The organism is Pseudoalteromonas sp. S3178 (assembly GCF_005886985.1).
Lineage (GTDB): Bacteria > Pseudomonadota > Gammaproteobacteria > Enterobacterales > Alteromonadaceae > Pseudoalteromonas > Pseudoalteromonas carrageenovora.
The window spans coordinates 1-17,168 of the sequence record NZ_PNCW01000052.1; the positions used below are offsets into that span (position 1 = coordinate 1).

Consider the following 17,168-nt stretch of genomic DNA (forward strand, 5'->3'; position numbering starts at 1 on the left):
GGGTTCTTTCTAGGGACTATTACCTCTTTGTTGCTCGGTTTTTACTTAGCCCACTAGGTTACAAATCTCGCGCAGCGATTTAATCGCCCTAGATTGAACAAATTTCAATCCACAAAGGCCAACACGCCCTAGGTTTAGAACATAATTTCATAGTGGAAGTAGAATGGATCAATATATTGAATTTATTACAAATCATCCCATTTTAAGCCTTGCTTGGGTTGGTCTTGTTTTTCTTATTGTAAGCGGTTTGATTAAAAGTAAATTTTCAGCAATCCGTCAAATTAACCCTCAACAACTTACGCTTTTAATTAATCGTGAAGACGGTAAAGTTGTTGATATTCGCGCTCAAAAAGAGTTTTCGGCAGGCCATATTGCTAACTCTGTGCACTTGAGCCCTGAAAAAGCGAAACAATCTGACTTTTCTAGCCTTGAAAAGTACAAGAGCAAACCCATTATATTGGTATGTACCACAGGTATGACTGCCCAAGGTACTGCAACTGCGATGCATAAAGCTGGTTTTGAAGAGGTTTATGTATTGGCAAGCGGTATGGGTGCGTGGCAATCAGCGAGCCTACCAACTACAACAGGTCGCTAATCATTTTAGCTAGACCGATAGAGGATTTATTATGAGTAATGTTGTTTTATACACCAAAGCGTATTGTCCATTTTGTCAGCGCGCTCTTTCGCTTTTAAATAGCAAAGGCGTGGAATATACAAATATTGATATTGGTGTACAGCCTGAACTTCGCGATGAAATGATCGCCAAAGCAGGCGGCGCAAGCACAGTACCGCAAATTTTTATTAATGATGAACATATCGGTGGCTGCGACGACATGATGGCAATAGAAGCGCAAGGTAAACTTGACGCTAAGCTAAACGCTTAAACTTAAATTATAATAACGAACAAGTTAGGAAAAACAATGAACGAAGAAACTCAAAACGCAGCAGCTGCAGAAGCCGGCGCACAATTTACTATTCAACGCATTTACACTAAAGATGTATCGTTTGAGACGCCAAACTCACCTGCTATTTTTCAAAAAGAATGGACACCAGAAGTTAAGCTAGACCTAGACACTCGCTCTAACAAGTTAGATGAAGGCGTGTTTGAAGTTGTTTTAGCGCTAACTGTAACCGCATCTATTGGCGAAGAAACTGCGTTTTTATGTGAAATTCAACAAGCAGGTATTTTTACTATTGCTGAAGTTGAAGAAGTGCAACTTGCACACATGCTAGGTGCATTTTGTCCTAACGTGTTATTCCCGTATGCTCGTGAAGCAGTATCAAATTTAGTTAATCGTGGTACTTTCCCACAGCTTAACCTTGCGCCAGTTAATTTTGACGCATTGTTTGCACAATACATGCAACAACGTACTGCGCAAACAGACCAGGTTACAGCAGACGCATAACCTATGAGTACAGCAACTACAGCTGTTACTGTATTAGGGGCGGGGTCTTACGGCACCGCCCTTGCTATTTGCTTAGCCCGAAATGGTCATAACGTGACTCTTTGGGGTAGAAATAGCGACGACGTTGCCACGCTTGCAGCTGAGCGGAAAAATCAACGTTACTTACCTGATGCTCCTTTCCCAGATACTCTTACTCTTGAAGCCGACTTACATCAAGCCGTTGCTAGCAGTAAAATTGTACTTGTTGTGGTACCAAGCCATGCATTTGGCGACACACTTCAACAAATTAAACCTGCATTACAAGAGGGTGCTGAGATTGCGTGGGCAACTAAAGGCCTTGAGCCAAATACAGGACGCTTACTGCAAGAAGTAGCTTTACAAGAGTTAGGTGACGAAGTTGCGCTTGCCGTGCTTTCTGGTCCTACATTTGCTAAAGAAATGGCAATGGGTTTACCTACCGCTATTTCTGTTTCGTCTACGTCGCCTGAGTTTGCTCAGCAATTAGCTGATTTACTTCATTGCGGTCGCTCATTTCGTGTGTATAACAATGACGACTTTATTGGTATACAGCTAGGTGGTGCGGTTAAAAATGTAATTGCTATTGGTGCCGGTATTTCGGACGGTGTGGGCTTTGGTGCTAATGCGCGAACCGCACTTATTACTCGTGGGCTTGCTGAGTTAACTCGCTTAGGTTGCGCTCTAGGTGCAAAGCCAGAAACCTTTATGGGTATGGCAGGCCTTGGCGATTTAATTTTAACCTGTACTGATAATCAATCACGTAACCGTCGATTTGGTTTAGCACTTGGTAAAGGTGAAAGTGTAGAGGCAGCAATTGAGTCTATTGGCCAAGTAGTCGAAGGATTTAGAAATACCAAAGAAGTGTATTTATTAGCGCAGCGTGCTGGTGTAGAAATGCCAATCACTGAGCAAATTTATAAAGTACTTTATGAAAATAAAGACATGAAAGAAGCCGCAATGGCGCTATTAGGCCGAGAGCAGCGTTCTGAATAAATCTATACAAAGTATACTAAAACTAAAAAACCAACTTTATGTCGGTTTTTTGTTGTTTGGTACAAGGTGTTTATTGCGCGTTAGGAAAACCCAACTGGCGCCAAGATTCATACACAAATACGGCAACCGCGTTAGATAAGTTCATGCTGCGGCTGTTTGGCTGCATAGGAATGCGTACGCGTTGATCGTTTGGCAATGCTTGAATCATTTCATCAGGCAGGCCACGTGTTTCAGGGCCAAAGACTAAACAATCTCCCGCTTCGTAGCTAGCTTCATGATGAAACTGGCTGCCTTTAGTTGTACATGCATACACTTTTTTTGGCTTGCACTTTTCTAGGTAGGCTTCAAATGATGCATGGCGTTGTACGTGGCTAAATTCGTGGTAATCAAGGCCTGCACGTTTTACACGCTTGTCGTCCCACTCAAACCCTAAAGGCTCAATTAAATGCAGTGCATAGCCTGTATTTGCACATAGGCGAATAATATTACCTGTATTAGGTGGAATTTCAGGTTGGTATAAAACAATATCCAGCATAATGAGCCTTTTTAGTAATCGGTTGAGCGCAGCAGTATACACGAAACCTTTTAAAAAAATGATATACTCAATACATTGAATACAGTGATTAACGGATATACGCGTGCACAACCGCAGCTACGAATTTTGGGTTAAAACTTCAAGTATTGTCACCATGGTTATGGTGAGCTTAATGATTGGCGCAAAAACATGGGCTTGGCTTGCTTCAGGCTCAGCTTCGATGCTTGGCTCGTTGACTGATTCGTTAATGGATATTACCGCCACAGCCATGAGTTTTTTGGTGTTAGGTTACGCACTGCGCCCTGCCGATGACGATCATCGTTTTGGGCATGGTAAAGCTGAGGCGCTTGCAGGATTAGGGCAGGCTGCATTTATTGCAGGCTCAGGGTGTTTACTTGCATTTCATGGTATTGAGCGCTTATTTAACCCAATACAGTTAACGCATTCATTATTGGGCGTATGGGTAAGTATTTTTGCAATTGTGTGTACGCTGGTAATTGTATTTGTACAAAATAAAGTAGTTAAGTATACCGACTCTATTGCTATAAAAGCCGATTCAGTACATTACAAAGGCGATTTAATATTAAATGCTGCCGTGCTATTGGCTATTTTACTCGCTTATTATGGCGTACTTTATGCCGATCCTCTTTTTGCAATTGGGGTGGCGGGCTACTTACTTTATAACAGTTGGGATATAGCGCGTGATAGTGCCGATCATTTAATGGATAAAGAGCTGCCAGATGATGAAAAGCAAAGCATATTTGATATAGCTAAAGAACATACCGATGTACATGGTGTACACGGTATTCGCACTCGCCAAGGCGGGAAAGTTAAGTTTATTCAAATGCATTTAGAGCTAGATGACAACTTAAGTTTAATACGTGCTCATAATGTGGCTGATGAAGTAGAGGCCATGATAAGTGCACGTTTTGAATCTGAGGTAGATATACTCATCCACCTCGATCCACTTTCTGTTTTAGTAAATCCTAGCACTGATCAAGAAGTAACAGACTCACAAAACTGATAAAAGTTAGTTAATAGCGGCTTTCTAATCTCGTCACGTTCAAAAAGTAGCTCGTGTTTTGCATTTTCAAAACTCTCGATTGTTGCATGAGCATGCCTTTTTGCAAGGCTGTACTGTGCTTCGTTATTAACCACTGTATCGCTAGCTGCACTTGCTATAAACAAAGGAATTGGTACGTTTAGATTATCAATAGACTTTAAAAACGCTATTGTAGCTGCTAGCCAGCCAAACGTAACGCCACCTAATTGTATGTTAGGTTCTAATTTATAGGTTTGCCTAAAGTAAGTGTAGCGCTCCTCGCTGCTAGTAAGGACGTTTTCGGCAAATGGGATCGGGTTGTAGTTGCCTTGTCCAAATGCATAGCAAGAATGTAAACCAAGTAAAGTGGCTAATTTAACAATAAACTGCGTTGGTATTTTTGGTACGTCTTTTGTAAAAATATCAAACATAGGCGCAGACAAAAACACGCCTTTATAGCTATTTTCAAATTTTGCTAAATAATCAATAGCAATCGCGCCACCCATTGAATGAGCCAGCATGACTTTTTTACCCTGCCAATGCTTTGAAACTATTTGCTGATCAAAGTTATTTAGGTCACTGCTGTAGTTATTATAGTGTTTTACAAAGCCTTTATGCTTATTTTTAAGATGCCTGTAAGAGCGCCCCTGACCTTGATGATCCATAATAAACACAGCAAAATTATTACAATACAGCTCCCATAACAGTTCTTTATATTTTTCTAGGCCTTCAATACGCCCTGTACTTACTACTATAGCGGTTGTAGCGCTTTTAGGAATTGCATATGCGTAAAATAGCTTTCCTGATGGCGTATCTAAGTAGCTTTTAATTAAATTTGAAGTATAAAAAACATTAATGGCCTCTTGATTGCTCTCAAGCTGGGCTTCTGAACTATAAAACATGTTTTACTCTTTGATTAATGGCAAGGTTATATTAGCACACAAGCCACCTTGTTCTTTATTCGATAAGACTAAATCTCCGCCATGCGCGGTAATGGCATTTTTAGCAATAGCAAGCCCTAAGCCAGTGCCGCCACTTACGCGGTCACGAGCATCTGATTGTCTAAAAAAGGGCTCACAAAGCTTACTTAGCTGCTCATTAGGCACGCCTGAGCCGTCATCACATATTTCTATATAAATGGCATCTGAATGCTTTAGCGTTATGCTAATGGTGTGCTGAGCATATTTAATCGCATTACGAAGTAAGTTTTCAAGCGCACTAGCTATAAGTGTTTCATCGCAATTAATATTTACAGCCACGCTGCCAGTAATTTTTAGCTGCTTATTGTTTTGTTTAGCTTCAAATTGAGCATCATTAATTACGTGATCCACAATAACTTGCAGTGATTGCTTTTGCAGCGAAAGCGCTTGGCTTTTAGCCTCTAAACGAGAAACCTGTAGTACGTCGGCTATCATTTTATCAAGCTGGTTTGCTTCTTTTTCAATACGTAGTAAATACGATTGGCTGGGTTCGTTAGCCTGCATTTGTGCAAGCCCTGTAGCCATTTTTAAACGTGTTAGAGGTGAGCGAAGCTCATGCGATATATCAGCAAGTAAACGCTTTTGTGAGCTAATAAGTAGTTCTAACTGATTAGCCATACTGTTAAAATCGCGCCCAAGAACGCCTAGTTCATCTTTACGGTTTAGTGGAATGTCGGCCCTGGCGGTTAAGTCGCCGGCAGATAATTTAATAGCGGCTTTTTTTAGGCTATTTATTGGGGCGATTAAGTTACGGCTAAATACAAAGCTCAAAACAAGTGACGCTGCAATTGCGATAAATATCTTCATCCAATTGGGCATTAGTTTAAAACGCAAAAGTAGCGGTGGTTTATGGTTTATATCTATTTCGTATAGATAAAAACTTCCTTCTGGCACATTTATATTAACAGGCCCGAAGGCTTGGTATTTTTCAGTAAAAATAATTTGCGGAGACATGTTTTGAGTAAAGTTTAATAAACTAAGATCTATATCGTCCGGCACTTCTTTATTGCTGCGGGCGTCTTCGCCTTGCGCGGCGCTTAAATATAAAAGCTTACGCTTTGTGAGTCTTGGATGTACTAATATTTCGTTTAAGCTGCGTTTGTGCTTAATTACTGAGCGCTCTATACTTTTGGCTGTGTATATAAGGTTCTTTTTCATCGGGCCAGATAGTGGCTCGTTGGTTACAGCATTAATTGCGGTTATGTTACTCAAAAATACAAGAGCAGCTACAGTGCCAATTATAGTTAGCCAAAACCAAAAAAATATTTTAAAAAATAAGTAATGCCTAGGGTGCTTTAGCCAAGCAAAATACACATTATTATTCGCCTTGGATAAAGACATAGCCCGTACCTCGCATGGTTTTAATTCGCTCGGCTTGTATATGCTCTGCTATTTTTTTACGTATATTACTTACATGCATATCAATAGAGCGATCAAATGAGGCTAAGCGCCTACCTAAAACTTCCTCACTTATTTGTTCTTTACTCACTACTTCGCCAGCGTTTTTACACAATAGCGCTAAAATTTCGTACTCGGTGCCAGTAAGCGTCAGTGTGGAGTTATTAATTGAAGCTTCGCGCGCAGCAAGGTTTACAGTAATTCCATTAACAATCAGCTTACTATTGGTAGTGGGTACGCTTAAGCTATTAATATGCTCTATACGGCGGGTTATTGCTTTAACGCGAGCTAGTAGCTCACGGTGGTTAAAAGGTTTGGGTATATAATCGTCTGCACCAAGCTCTAAGCCAAAAATACGGTCAAAGTCTTCGCCTTTAGCGGTAAGCATTATGACCGGTGTAAGCTTTGTTTGCCTAAGTTGTTTAAGTACTTCAAAACCATCAAGCGTAGGTAGCATTACATCTAATAATATAAGTGCGTAGTCGTTTGTTTGCGCTAACTTTAGACCTTGAGCACCGTCGTGTACGCTTTGAATTTCAAAGCCTTGCGCAGTTAAGTACTCACTTAAAAGCTCACAAAGGCCAGTGTCGTCGTCAATCATTAATAGTTTCATTTCAAACCCTTAGGCAATTCTCATATTGTTATTTTACTTCTTAAATTGTGCAAAAGTGAATCTTTACACAACCTTTACACTGCTTTGCGTTACTTTGCGTTGAGTTATGTATAGTTAACTCACTGGCTTAGCAGTCACAACCAAATTCAATCCATCCAATATTAAGGTGATGATTATGACTAAAGTAAATACACTTTCAAAATTAGTACTTATTTGTGGTCTAGCAACGGCTACACTTGGCGCAGGCAGCGTATTAGCTAAAGGCGGCATGCATGACAAGCAAGGCCATTCTCCAGCGCGTTTTTTACTTTCTGAGCGCGGCGCCGAAAAGCTTAATTTAACCGATGAGCAGCAAACTAAGCTCGAAGCTATTTTTGAAGCGCAAAAAACGCAAATGAAAGCATTACGAGGCGACGATAAAGAAGCACGTAAAGCGATGCGCGAAGCACATAAAGCTAAAATGGATGCGTTACTTTCAGCGGCAACCTTTGATGAAAATGCGGCAAAAGAGCTGTTAAATGCTCGCCACGATAAAGGCGAACAGTTTGGCTTAATTAAGCTAAAAACTCAGCACCAAGTATTGAAAGTACTTAATGCGGAGCAAAAAGAGAAATTTGCTAAAATGCAAAAACGCATGGGCAAAAAGCACCGTAAGCAAAAAGACTAATCGTTTAATTATAGATTAAACACTAAAAAGCCAGCTTAATGCTGGCTTTTTCTATTAATATAATCACTTAAACTTATTTAAAAAACTCGTCTTCATTTTTTGCCATCATGGCTTCAATATCTTCAATCATGTCTTGGCTAAACTGTTCAGCCGAAGTGATTGGCGCTGAAATTTTGTTATTTTCAAACGACCATTCACCTAAATCAATAAGTTGGCAACGTTTTGAACAAAAAGGGCGGTGTGGGCTTTGCTCAGACCATTCAACTTTGTTTTTACACGTTGGACAGTTAACAATAGTTGGCATACTTTACTCTCTAAATTTTTTGTTTATAGCTCTAAAGGCAACCCTTAGAGCTATACACTTACATATTAGTTACGCGGTTTATTTCAGCCAGAGACGTTAAACCATCGGCGGCTTTTCGTAAACCCGATAGGCGTAAATTATTAAACCCGGCTTTAAGGGATACCTCTGCTATTTCTAGTGAGTTACCACCACGCATAATAATTTGTGCAATTTCTGGCGTAATTTGCATTACTTCATAAATACCTACACGGCCTTTATAACCATCGGTACAGCTATCACAGCCTTTAGGTGCGTAGAGTGTCATATCTTCAATTTGCTTAGCTGTAAAACCTTGGCGAGACAATTCTTCGCTAGGTAGTTGCTCTGGCGTTTTACATTTAGGACATAAACGGCGGGCCAATCGCTGCGCTATAATTAAGCTAATAGAGCTTGCCACGTTATAAGCTGGTACGCCCATATTTAATAAACGAGTAATGGTTTCGGGTGCAGAGTTTGTATGCAGTGTTGATAATACTAAGTGACCCGTTTGCGCTGCTTTAATTGATATTTCAGCGGTTTCAAGGTCACGTATTTCACCTACCATTACTACATCAGGATCTTGACGCAAAAATGCACGCAGTGCGTTTGCAAAAGTCATCTCGGCTTTAGGGTTTATTTGTACTTGGTTAACCCCTTCAAGGTTTATTTCTACGGGATCCTCTGCGGTACTAATATTTCGCTCTGGCTGGTTTAAAATATTTAAGCCTGTATAAAGTGATACTGTTTTACCAGAACCTGTAGGGCCTGTAACGAGTATCATGCCTTGTGGTTGAGCAAGGGCATCCATATAGAGTTTTTTCTGCTCTTCTTCATAGCCGAGTACATCAATGCCTAGCATAGCGCTTGATGAGTCTAAAATACGCATTACTATTTTTTCGCCCCAAAGGGTCGGCATAGTACTTACACGAAAATCGATACTTTTTCGTTCAGTAATTTTTAATTTAATCCGGCCATCTTGTGGCTTACGTTTTTCAGCAATATCGAGCCTCGACATTACTTTTATACGTGCAGAAAGCTTCGCAGAAAGCGTATTAGGTGGACTGGCTACTTCATGTAAAATTCCGTCTATTCGAAAGCGAATACGGTATTTGTGCTCGTACGGTTCAAAGTGTAAATCTGACGCGCCTTTTTTAATGGCATCCATTAAAATTTTATTGATGTAAACAATGATTGGCGCATCGTCTTTGTCATCATCTTTAGGAGCAGTTTCTTTTGCGCTTTCTGTATCTAAATCGGCAAACTCTTTAAACTCATCATCACTTAAATTTAAGCTACCAGTGGCATCTAGTAGCTGCTCTATTTTATTGTCGAGTTGAATGTAATCAACCACTACCACTTCACACGATAAACCCGTACTAAATTCAAAGTTTTCAAAGGCACCGTAATCTGTAGGATCTGAGGCGGCAATGTATACTTTTCGATCTTTTTGAACGAGCGGTAAAATATGGTGTTTACGGATCAGCTTTTCTTTTACAAGATCAGCTGGAATAGATGCAGGGTCAAAGTCTTTTAAATCAAAATAGGGTACGCGGAACAAATCTATGCATTGCTCTGCTAAGTCTAGGCTGTCGATTTTTCCGCATTTAGAAATAAGCTCAGCAGTTGAGGCAAATTCGTTCTGTTTTGCTTTAACCGTGTCGGCATCAATACGGCCAAGGGTAATAAATTTTCTCAATAACGGTGAGTTAATATTCATTGCGCACCTGTTTTATTCCTTCAATAGTAAGCAATTTACCAGAAACAAGAAGGGGATTACATTATCTTTCGTTCATTGCTGCGATTTTACTAACTAAAATATAAGTTTATGTGAGTTATGACCCTATTAATGGGATTTAGTTTTACTGTGTAAAGCATATTGTAGGTAACTTTTATGAAGATCAACAACCTCTGTACGGACTAAGCTTAAATTACGGTCATTATTTAAAATATCATCCGCTTTTTGTTGTTTATTTTCACGAGGCATTTGCGCAGCAATAATACTTTTTACTTGCTCAATACTTGTATTATCGCGTTTTGCTGTACGCGTTATTTGAACAGAGTTTGGTACGTCAATAAGTAAGGTATGGTCGCAATACTTATCAAGATTATTCTCAAACAGTAAAGGCGCGACTAATATAACATAAGGGCTGGTTGCATTATTTAAATCGGCCAATATTTTTATCCGGATAAGGGGGTGAAGCAGTGCGTTTAGCCATTCTTTATTTTCATGATTAGTAAATATTTTAGTGCGCAGTGCTGCTCTATTTAATGTGCCATCGGGCAGCAAAATATCTTTACCAAAGTGCGTTGTAATAGCGTTTAGCCCTTCACTATTTGGCTCTACTACTTCACGAGCAATTATATCGGCATCAACAACTGTAATGCCTAACTCTTCAAACATATTGCTAACGGCTGTTTTACCGCAGCCAATACCGCCCGTTAAGCCTAGCACCCAGTTATTTATTTTAGCTGTTTGCTCACCCATACTAATAGCCAATTAAATTAAAATACATATTTTGAATTTGACTGCCCCACAATAGTGTTATCCAACCAGCTATTGCTAAATAAGGGCCAAATGGAATGGGCGTTGCTTTGTCTTTACCTTGAATGCTTAAAAGGGCAATACCTATAATTGCACCTACTACGCTCGAAAGTAGAATAATAGTTAAAAGTGATTGCCAACCAAGAAGTGCGCCAAACACGGCAAGTAGTTTAAAATCGCCATAACCCATGCCTTCTTTGCCGGTTAGTAACTTAAATAACCAAAACACACTCCATAAGCTTAAATAACCAAAAGCGGCACCGATAATTGCATCACTTGGCGTAATTGTAATTCCGACAACAGCGGCAATAAGTGCTAGCCAAACAAGCGGTAAAGTTAACTGATCGGGTAGCAGCATGTGGTCAATATCAATAAAGGTTAGCGCTACTAAAATCCATGTTACAAAAATATATAAGAAGGCTTGCTCTGTAGCACCAAAGCTATAAGCAACAATAAGGCTTAGTATGGCTGTAATTGCCTCAACAGCAGGGTAACGAACTGAAATAGGGTTACTACAACTCGCGCATTTAGCTTTTAGCAAAAGCCAGCTAATAACAGGAATATTTTGCCAAGGTTTAATGGCTGTTTTACATTTTGGGCAGGTAGAGTTAGGTTTTACTAAGTTAAAAGGCTCACTGGTGTTAGCTTGCTTAGATTTATTGGTTGTTAGTTCATCTTCTAGCAGTAGCCTACATTCGCTTTGCCATTCACGTTGCATCATCAACGGTAAGCGGTAAATAACCACATTTAAAAAACTGCCTACACATAAACTGACTAAGCCAACGGTGGTTAAATAAAACCACAATTGGCTTTGCATTACTTCAATAATACTTTGCATATATAACTCAATTATTAGACAACCGAACCCAATTCAAATATTGGTAAGTACATAGCGATAATTAAACCACCAACAAGCACACCAAGTACGGCCATAATTAATGGCTCAAGTAGGCTTGAAAGGCCATCAACGGCATCATCAACTTCCTGCTCATAAATAGTCGCTACTTTGGCAAGCATGCCATCAAGCGACCCTGATTCTTCACCTATGGCTACCATTTGAATAACCATATCAGGGAATATTTTAGAGTTACGCATTGCCCAGTTCATCTGGTTGCCAGAGCTAACCTCAGCTTTAATATCTAGTATTGCATAGCGATAAACAGCATTGCCGGATGCACCAGCAGCAGAATCCAGTGCATCAACTAGCGGTACGCCGGCTGCAAAGGTGGTCGAAAGTGTTCGTGCATAACGAGCAACTGCTGCTTTGTTTAAAATCATACCAATTACAGGAAGTTTTAAGATGGTTCTGTCGGTTGCATCTCTTAGTTTTAAACTTCTTAAGCTAGCTTCTTTAAATAACCAACCGGCAGCCACGACTGTAATTAGCGCAATCCACCAGTATTCTTGCATAAATTCAGATATACCAATTACAAATAGAGTAAATGCAGGAAGTTCAGCGCCAAAACCGTTAAATATATCTTGAAATTGTGGTACTACAAATATTAAAAGTATTGACGTTACAATTACGGCAACAACTAGTACTGCTATAGGGTAGAACATGGCTTTTTTAATTTTTGATTTCAGCGCCTCAGACTTTTCTTTATAAAGTGCAACACGGTCAAATATTTTATCAAGCGCACCCGATTGCTCACCCGATGCCACTAAATCGCAATATAAGTCATCAAAGTAACGAGGGTGTTTTCTTAGCGCTTGGTTAAGTGGCTGCCCTGCTTTTACTTCATCACCGATAGTCTCCATTAATTTGGCAACGCTTTTATTTGCAGAGCCTGTGCCTATCATTTCAATGGCTTGAATAAGCGGGACGCCAGCCATTAACATAGTAGCGATTTGGCGAGTTATTAAGGCTATATCTTTAGGAGTTATTTTTTGAACGTTTTGAATACCAAATAAAGGTTTTGGCTTGCGTTTCACTTTAGAAGGGGTAATACCTTGTTTACGTAGCTGTGCTTTTACAAGCGCAATACTATTGCCAGTTAATTCACCTTCCAGGCGTTTACCCCTAGCGCTAACCCCTACCCATTGAAAAAGGTCCTGCGTTTTTTTATTCGGCTGTTTTGACATTATAATACCTTTCGAGGGATTTGATTTATATAACTTAAGCTGAGGCACGGTTCTATATTAGCTTTTAGAGCTTCCTCACTATAAAGCTGGCATAGTTTATTTAGTAGATTTTTTCTCAGGTTTTTATCGTAAAATTCAGCGTATGTATAAAGGTTATGATTTTTTAAGTCTGTAATATAAATTTCATTATTATGTTCAGGGTAGATAGATAATTGCCATTTATCAAAAATAACCCCTCTTTGTTTCGAGTTAACGGCCTTTTGATATAGTTCATCTTTTACGATCATTTTACCTGATGAATCTATTTCATATAAGTTTGCATTTTGCTCTATGGTACCGTTTACATCAACAGTTCCTTTACTATTGAACATCGGTTGAAGCGAGCTTTCTATTGGCATGTCCCTTTGTTCCTTGACTTTGAGCATGCTATTTCCATCAAACTTCCTTTCAACATTTAAGTCGAGTATATCTAAAATCGTTGGGGTTATATCTGAAAGCGCGTAGTTTAAATTGTTGTTGAATTCACCTAAATTCGCAGATGTGCTATCTTTGAAATATTTGAAAGTAAGTAATATTTTATATTGAGAGTTTGAAACAATTGATGTTCCATGACCCGCCAAGTTTAGTGATTTTAAATTATGATTATGATTAGGTATATCCTCACTTCTAGCAAAACTCTCGCCATGATCTGAGACTATAAAAACTAACGAATTATTCAATAAGTTTTTATTCTTTAATAATTTTATGTAATGCGATACCTGCTTATCTGCCATTTCTATAGATTGTAAATATTTATCATAATTATTATTTAAGTGGGTCGTTTGATTATTTATCTTGTATGGCCAATGCGGCAATGTAAAATGACTCGCTATAAAAACAGGTTCTTTGACCGCGTATAAGTTAGATGAAATTTCTTTGTTGAACCTTCTGGGGTCATATGTAACCCAATTAGCTCTATTGTTTTGTAAATGTGGCATGAAGTAGTGAAAGAAGTTTAATTTTGATGTTAGTGCTAACAATGGCAAGTCTACAAGCTTCGATAAAAGGAATTCAGCAGCTGTAGCTGGAGGGCCTAAAACCTGATCAAAGAAAAAACGTTCATCGATATTGCTAAAGCGTCTTTCATCCTGAATAAAGTAGTTCTTATACCCTGCCTTATTTAAATAATAAGGCAGGGTTTTTGTTAGGTCTATTCTATCGAAGTTGGTTAGGTTTAATCGCGCTTTATTCTTTAAGGGGTAATCTCCAGTTAAAATACTTACCCATGAAGGGAAAGTTCTTGCTACATGAGTGTAGCTGTGAGGTAGGTAAGTGGATTTATTTATAAAATCATATAAAAAAGGAGTACGTGTACTATTTATTTCATTTTGATTAAGTGAATCAATGCCTATTATAAATATATTGGGCATTTTTTTTTCTTGTGTATTTTCTTGAAAGGTTAGATTTGGAATCTCTGGGGCTGCTATTAATGTTACTACAGTGACTACCATTATTTTTATACGTTTAGTGTTTATAGTAGTTATGAGTAATTGTGCTAAAACAAAGGCTAACGATGCTACAAGTGTTAGTTCACTTCCTAAGCTGGGGTGACTAAAAAAAAGATCTGGATAAAAATAGCTAGATAAGCTCATAGTCGCGGTCAATAATGCCGCCCACGTAACAACCAAACAAAATGTAGTTGATAATTTATTTTTTGATAGTTTTTTTAAATTATCAGATGCTACATAGCCTATAAATCCAATTAATACAATTGACAGCAATATTCCTATCATAAAAATTAGCACTTCAAGCATGAAAGCATAGTTAAAAAAAGCGTTTGAAAGCTTTTGCTCTAAAGACTTAATATTTAGATTTTGAGTACTTAGGTGGGAATACCAGTGATAAAAAGAAAGGAAAAAGAATAAAAAAGAAATAAATATATTGATAATCATAAGGGAACTCCAAGCGTAGTTTGAAACTACGCTTGGCTAAAATATATTAGCGACAGTTAGCTGGCTTAAATTTATCGTCCACTGTTCCACCTGTACATGTCCAAGTAATAGAACCCCCAGTTGAGGCGATAGCTGGAGCAAAAATCACAGTTGCATCGGTTGTAACTTTATCGTTATAAACAACAGTGATGTTACCATTACCGTTACCAACAGTTACACTTTTAACTGCATTTCCAGTAATCGCTGCTGCATCAGGTAAACCAGCTTGGCTATTACCAGTAGGCCAAGCTGCTTGAGATACATAATACTCAGTTACAGCAGCTTTTGCCGAGGCTGCCAGAGTTATTCCTTCACTTACATGCGCGCGCTTTGTGTAATCTTGATACGCAGGCAATGCTACCGCAGCAAGAATACCGATGATTGCTACTACAATCATTAATTCAATTAGGGTGAAACCCTGTTGTTTTTGAGTCATTGTTTTCATGTTTCCTCTCCTAAAGGATAGATTTTTGTAAATTAAATCACTTAAGTGGTTAAAATAACCAAACCTAATTTATCTGATTTACTTTACAATTTTACTTAAAATAAATTTTTATTGCACTTTAGCTTTAGGGTATGAAACACAAAAGCTAGGTGTGAATTCATTATGTTTAGTACTAATTATATAAACATTACTAAGTTTGCTGTCAGTTGCAGCAACAATCAGTATAGACATAAATAAAATAGTTTAGTTGCTTAAGTTTTTAATTCTTTTTTTAAAAATTTAGGCTGTTTCTTTAATCTAGTTATTTATGGTTGTTTTTTTTTATAAAATACTACAACAGGATTAGTGTATCATTTTATTTTAGTAATTAGCACGTTACTTTTCCTAAAAAAGCTATTTTATTTAACAAAATGTTACAAAGTAAGCCTTTCGGGTTATTAAATGTCTTTTTGCTTAGCTTGTCAATTAATTAGCATTATTAAAGTTTAAATATAGCTTTAAAATTGCTCAAAACGCATAGATAAATCGATCGATTGTAAGTTTTTTGTTAATGCGCCGCTTGATATAAAATCTACACCTGCTTGTGAGTAAGTTTTGAGCGTTTCTAGGGTCATATTGCCTGAAACTTCTAATTTGGCGCGTTTATTGGTTAAAACTACAGCTTGTTTAATTTGTTCTACGCTAAAATTATCGAGCATAATTATATCGGCGCCGGCTTCAATCGCTTGTTTAAGTTCTGGGAGTGATTCTACTTCTACTTCTACCGATTTGTTTGGGTGGTTTTGTTTAGCTTGAGCCACTGCTTTATCAATACCGCCGCACGCTGCTATGTGGTTTTCTTTAATTAAAAATGCATCGAACAGGCCAATACGATGATTTGCACCGCCACCGCATTTAACTGCGTATTTTTGAAGTGCTCTAAGGCCAGGTATTGTTTTGCGGGTATCGAGTAATTGTGTAGTGGTGCCGTTTAGCTCTTTTACATAATGAGCGGTAGTAGTGGCTGTGCCCGATAAGGTTTGTACAAAGTTAAGAGCGGTACGTTCTGCTGTTAATATTGCACGAGCAGAGCCTTTGGCGGTAAATAAAGTGCTATTTGCCGATACAAAGTCGCCATCATTTATAAGTACGTTTACTTCAACGCTTGGGTCTACTTGTTTAAAAACTTCAATAATAATGTCTTTACCACAAAAAACACAATCTTCGCGAGTTATTACTTTGGCGTTTGCTTGCTCGTTTTGTGGGATCAGCTGAGCGGTAATATCGCCATCTTGCGCAGTTTGGTAATTTAAATCTTCATCTAAGGCGAGAGTAACAAGTTGGGTAATAAGCGTGTGCGAAATAGACATATGAAGGCTCATAAGTGTTAATAAATTAAGCAAATTTTACTATGTTTAAATAACTAATAGAAGCGCTTTTAGCTGAGAAGGTTTTTTATTAAGCTGCTTATTTAATATGACTAATAATAATTTAGATGGATGAGTGCGCTAAGTTGGCTTATTTACGCAAAGCGCAGTGCGCTATCATTATTTATATAATTCCTTTAGCATCAAGTTTATATATTTTGGGATTCAACTAACAAGCGTATTATGAAAATCGATTTAAACGGTGTTGTTACTTCTATAGCGCAGCGCCCTTGTACACACTTTGATGAGCGCCTTGATGAAGCCGATATTTCTTTGTTGGTTATTCATAATATTTCACTGCCCGCAGGGCAGTTTGGTACCCCTTATGTTGATGATCTTTTTATGGGGGTTATTAATTGTGATGCTCATGCGAGTTTTAGTGATTTACAAGGGCTTCGCGTGTCGGCGCATTGTTTTATTAAACGCACCGGCGAAATTATACAATACGTACCTTTTGCAAAGCGTGCTTGGCATGCGGGGCAGTCTGCATTTGATGGTATTACGGCATGTAATAATTTTAGTATTGGTATTGAGCTTGAGGGCACCGATACAACGCCATATACTTGTGCTCAGTACAAAACATTAGCGCTTGTTAGTAAATCTATAATGCAGCGCTACCCAAAAATTACGCCTTCGCGAATTGTAGGGCATTGCGATATTGCACCCGGGCGAAAAACCGACCCTGGCGAGAGTTTTAACTGGCAATTGTTTTTAAATATGCTTGAGCAACCAAGTTAAGAGAGTTATTT

At 38.5% G+C, this 17,168-nt stretch carries 19 protein-coding genes; 7 read left to right on the forward strand and 12 right to left on the reverse strand.

Features of this window, described 5'->3' with window-relative positions; all coding sequences use genetic code 11:
• Positions 1 to 163: 163 nt before the first annotated feature.
• From CWC11_RS14435 to gpsA, 4 genes are read left to right on the forward strand one after another with little or no spacing between them, the layout of a single operon-like run.
• Positions 164 to 595 carry a rhodanese-like domain-containing protein gene (locus tag CWC11_RS14435; RefSeq protein ID WP_058549389.1) on the forward strand — a complete coding sequence of 144 codons (432 nt, stop codon included), beginning with the start codon at positions 164 to 166 and terminating at the stop codon, positions 593 to 595.
• Positions 596 to 626: 31 nt separating this feature from the next.
• The gene (gene grxC / locus CWC11_RS14440; RefSeq protein WP_058549390.1) at positions 627 to 884 is read left to right on the forward strand and encodes a glutaredoxin 3; all 258 of its coding nucleotides are present in this window, start codon (positions 627 to 629) and stop codon (positions 882 to 884) included.
• A 36-nt stretch (positions 885 to 920) separates the two neighbouring features.
• The gene (secB, locus tag CWC11_RS14445) at positions 921 to 1,406 is read left to right on the forward strand and encodes a protein-export chaperone SecB (RefSeq protein WP_138683269.1); all 486 of its coding nucleotides are present in this window, start codon (positions 921 to 923) and stop codon (positions 1,404 to 1,406) included.
• Positions 1,407 to 1,409: 3 nt separating this feature from the next.
• Positions 1,410 to 2,417, forward strand: coding sequence for an NAD(P)H-dependent glycerol-3-phosphate dehydrogenase (gpsA, locus tag CWC11_RS14450; RefSeq protein WP_104643372.1), 1,008 nt, complete (start codon positions 1,410 to 1,412; stop codon positions 2,415 to 2,417).
• 70 nt (positions 2,418 to 2,487) lie between these two features.
• Here the strand turns inward: gpsA and trmL are convergent, their stop codons facing one another.
• Positions 2,488 to 2,952, reverse strand: coding sequence for a tRNA (uridine(34)/cytosine(34)/5-carboxymethylaminomethyluridine(34)-2'-O)-methyltransferase TrmL (trmL, locus tag CWC11_RS14455; protein WP_104643371.1), 465 nt, complete (start codon positions 2,950 to 2,952; stop codon positions 2,488 to 2,490).
• Between the two features lie 103 nt (positions 2,953 to 3,055).
• Between trmL and CWC11_RS14460 the strand changes: the two genes are divergently transcribed.
• Positions 3,056 to 3,976 carry a cation diffusion facilitator family transporter gene (locus tag CWC11_RS14460; protein WP_502704801.1) on the forward strand — a complete coding sequence of 307 codons (921 nt, stop codon included), beginning with the start codon at positions 3,056 to 3,058 and terminating at the stop codon, positions 3,974 to 3,976.
• On the opposite strand, the gene CWC11_RS14465 is transcribed toward CWC11_RS14460, so the two are convergent.
• From CWC11_RS14465 to CWC11_RS14475, 3 genes are read right to left on the reverse strand one after another with little or no spacing between them, the layout of a single operon-like run.
• On the reverse strand, positions 3,949 to 4,896 hold the full coding sequence (locus tag CWC11_RS14465; RefSeq protein WP_138683270.1) for an alpha/beta fold hydrolase: 948 nt from the start codon (positions 4,894 to 4,896) through the stop codon (positions 3,949 to 3,951). The two genes, CWC11_RS14460 and CWC11_RS14465, sit on opposite strands and share 28 nt — an antisense overlap.
• Positions 4,897 to 4,899: 3 nt before the next feature.
• Positions 4,900 to 6,315 carry an ATP-binding protein gene (locus tag CWC11_RS14470; RefSeq protein WP_138683271.1) on the reverse strand — a complete coding sequence of 472 codons (1,416 nt, stop codon included), beginning with the start codon at positions 6,313 to 6,315 and terminating at the stop codon, positions 4,900 to 4,902.
• The gene (locus CWC11_RS14475) at positions 6,293 to 6,985 is read right to left on the reverse strand and encodes a response regulator transcription factor (RefSeq protein WP_138683272.1); all 693 of its coding nucleotides are present in this window, start codon (positions 6,983 to 6,985) and stop codon (positions 6,293 to 6,295) included. The genes CWC11_RS14470 and CWC11_RS14475 overlap by 23 nt, the downstream gene beginning before the upstream one ends.
• A gap of 175 nt (positions 6,986 to 7,160) precedes the next feature.
• Here CWC11_RS14475 and CWC11_RS14480 point away from each other — a divergent pair, with 175 nt between their 5' ends.
• Positions 7,161 to 7,652: a Spy/CpxP family protein refolding chaperone gene (locus tag CWC11_RS14480; protein WP_138683273.1), complete on the forward strand. Its 492-nt coding sequence runs from the start codon at positions 7,161 to 7,163 to the stop codon at positions 7,650 to 7,652.
• Between the two features lie 73 nt (positions 7,653 to 7,725).
• Here CWC11_RS14480 and yacG read toward each other — a convergent pair whose 3' ends face one another.
• From yacG to nadC, 8 genes are all read right to left on the reverse strand, one after another.
• Positions 7,726 to 7,956 (reverse strand): DNA gyrase inhibitor YacG, encoded by a 231-nt coding sequence (gene yacG, locus CWC11_RS14485; protein WP_058549398.1) that lies wholly within the window; start codon positions 7,954 to 7,956, stop codon positions 7,726 to 7,728.
• Between the two features lie 58 nt (positions 7,957 to 8,014).
• Positions 8,015 to 9,691, reverse strand: a complete 1,677-nt coding sequence (gene pilB, locus CWC11_RS14490; RefSeq protein WP_138683274.1) for a type IV-A pilus assembly ATPase PilB — start codon at positions 9,689 to 9,691, stop codon at positions 8,015 to 8,017.
• Positions 9,692 to 9,817: 126 nt separating this feature from the next.
• Positions 9,818 to 10,459: a dephospho-CoA kinase gene (gene coaE / locus CWC11_RS14495; protein WP_138683275.1), complete on the reverse strand. Its 642-nt coding sequence runs from the start codon at positions 10,457 to 10,459 to the stop codon at positions 9,818 to 9,820.
• 1 nt (position 10,460) lies between these two features.
• Positions 10,461 to 11,354 (reverse strand): prepilin peptidase, encoded by an 894-nt coding sequence (locus CWC11_RS14500; protein ID WP_138683276.1) that lies wholly within the window; start codon positions 11,352 to 11,354, stop codon positions 10,461 to 10,463.
• A 14-nt stretch (positions 11,355 to 11,368) separates the two neighbouring features.
• The gene (locus CWC11_RS14505; protein ID WP_138683277.1) at positions 11,369 to 12,598 is read right to left on the reverse strand and encodes a type II secretion system F family protein; all 1,230 of its coding nucleotides are present in this window, start codon (positions 12,596 to 12,598) and stop codon (positions 11,369 to 11,371) included.
• Positions 12,598 to 14,529 carry a sulfatase-like hydrolase/transferase gene (locus tag CWC11_RS14510; protein WP_138683278.1) on the reverse strand — a complete coding sequence of 644 codons (1,932 nt, stop codon included), beginning with the start codon at positions 14,527 to 14,529 and terminating at the stop codon, positions 12,598 to 12,600. The genes CWC11_RS14505 and CWC11_RS14510 overlap by 1 nt, the downstream gene beginning before the upstream one ends.
• Before the next feature lie 46 nt (positions 14,530 to 14,575).
• Complete coding sequence (locus CWC11_RS14515) at positions 14,576 to 15,013, reverse strand: pilin (RefSeq protein WP_283241010.1); 438 nt, start codon at positions 15,011 to 15,013, stop codon at positions 14,576 to 14,578.
• A 497-nt stretch (positions 15,014 to 15,510) separates the two neighbouring features.
• The gene (gene nadC, locus CWC11_RS14520; protein WP_138683279.1) at positions 15,511 to 16,362 is read right to left on the reverse strand and encodes a carboxylating nicotinate-nucleotide diphosphorylase; all 852 of its coding nucleotides are present in this window, start codon (positions 16,360 to 16,362) and stop codon (positions 15,511 to 15,513) included.
• 240 nt (positions 16,363 to 16,602) lie between these two features.
• On the opposite strand from nadC, the gene ampD reads away from it, so the two are divergent.
• Positions 16,603 to 17,157 (forward strand): 1,6-anhydro-N-acetylmuramyl-L-alanine amidase AmpD, encoded by a 555-nt coding sequence (gene ampD, locus CWC11_RS14525; protein ID WP_138683280.1) that lies wholly within the window; start codon positions 16,603 to 16,605, stop codon positions 17,155 to 17,157.
• Positions 17,158 to 17,168 lie beyond the last annotated feature (11 nt).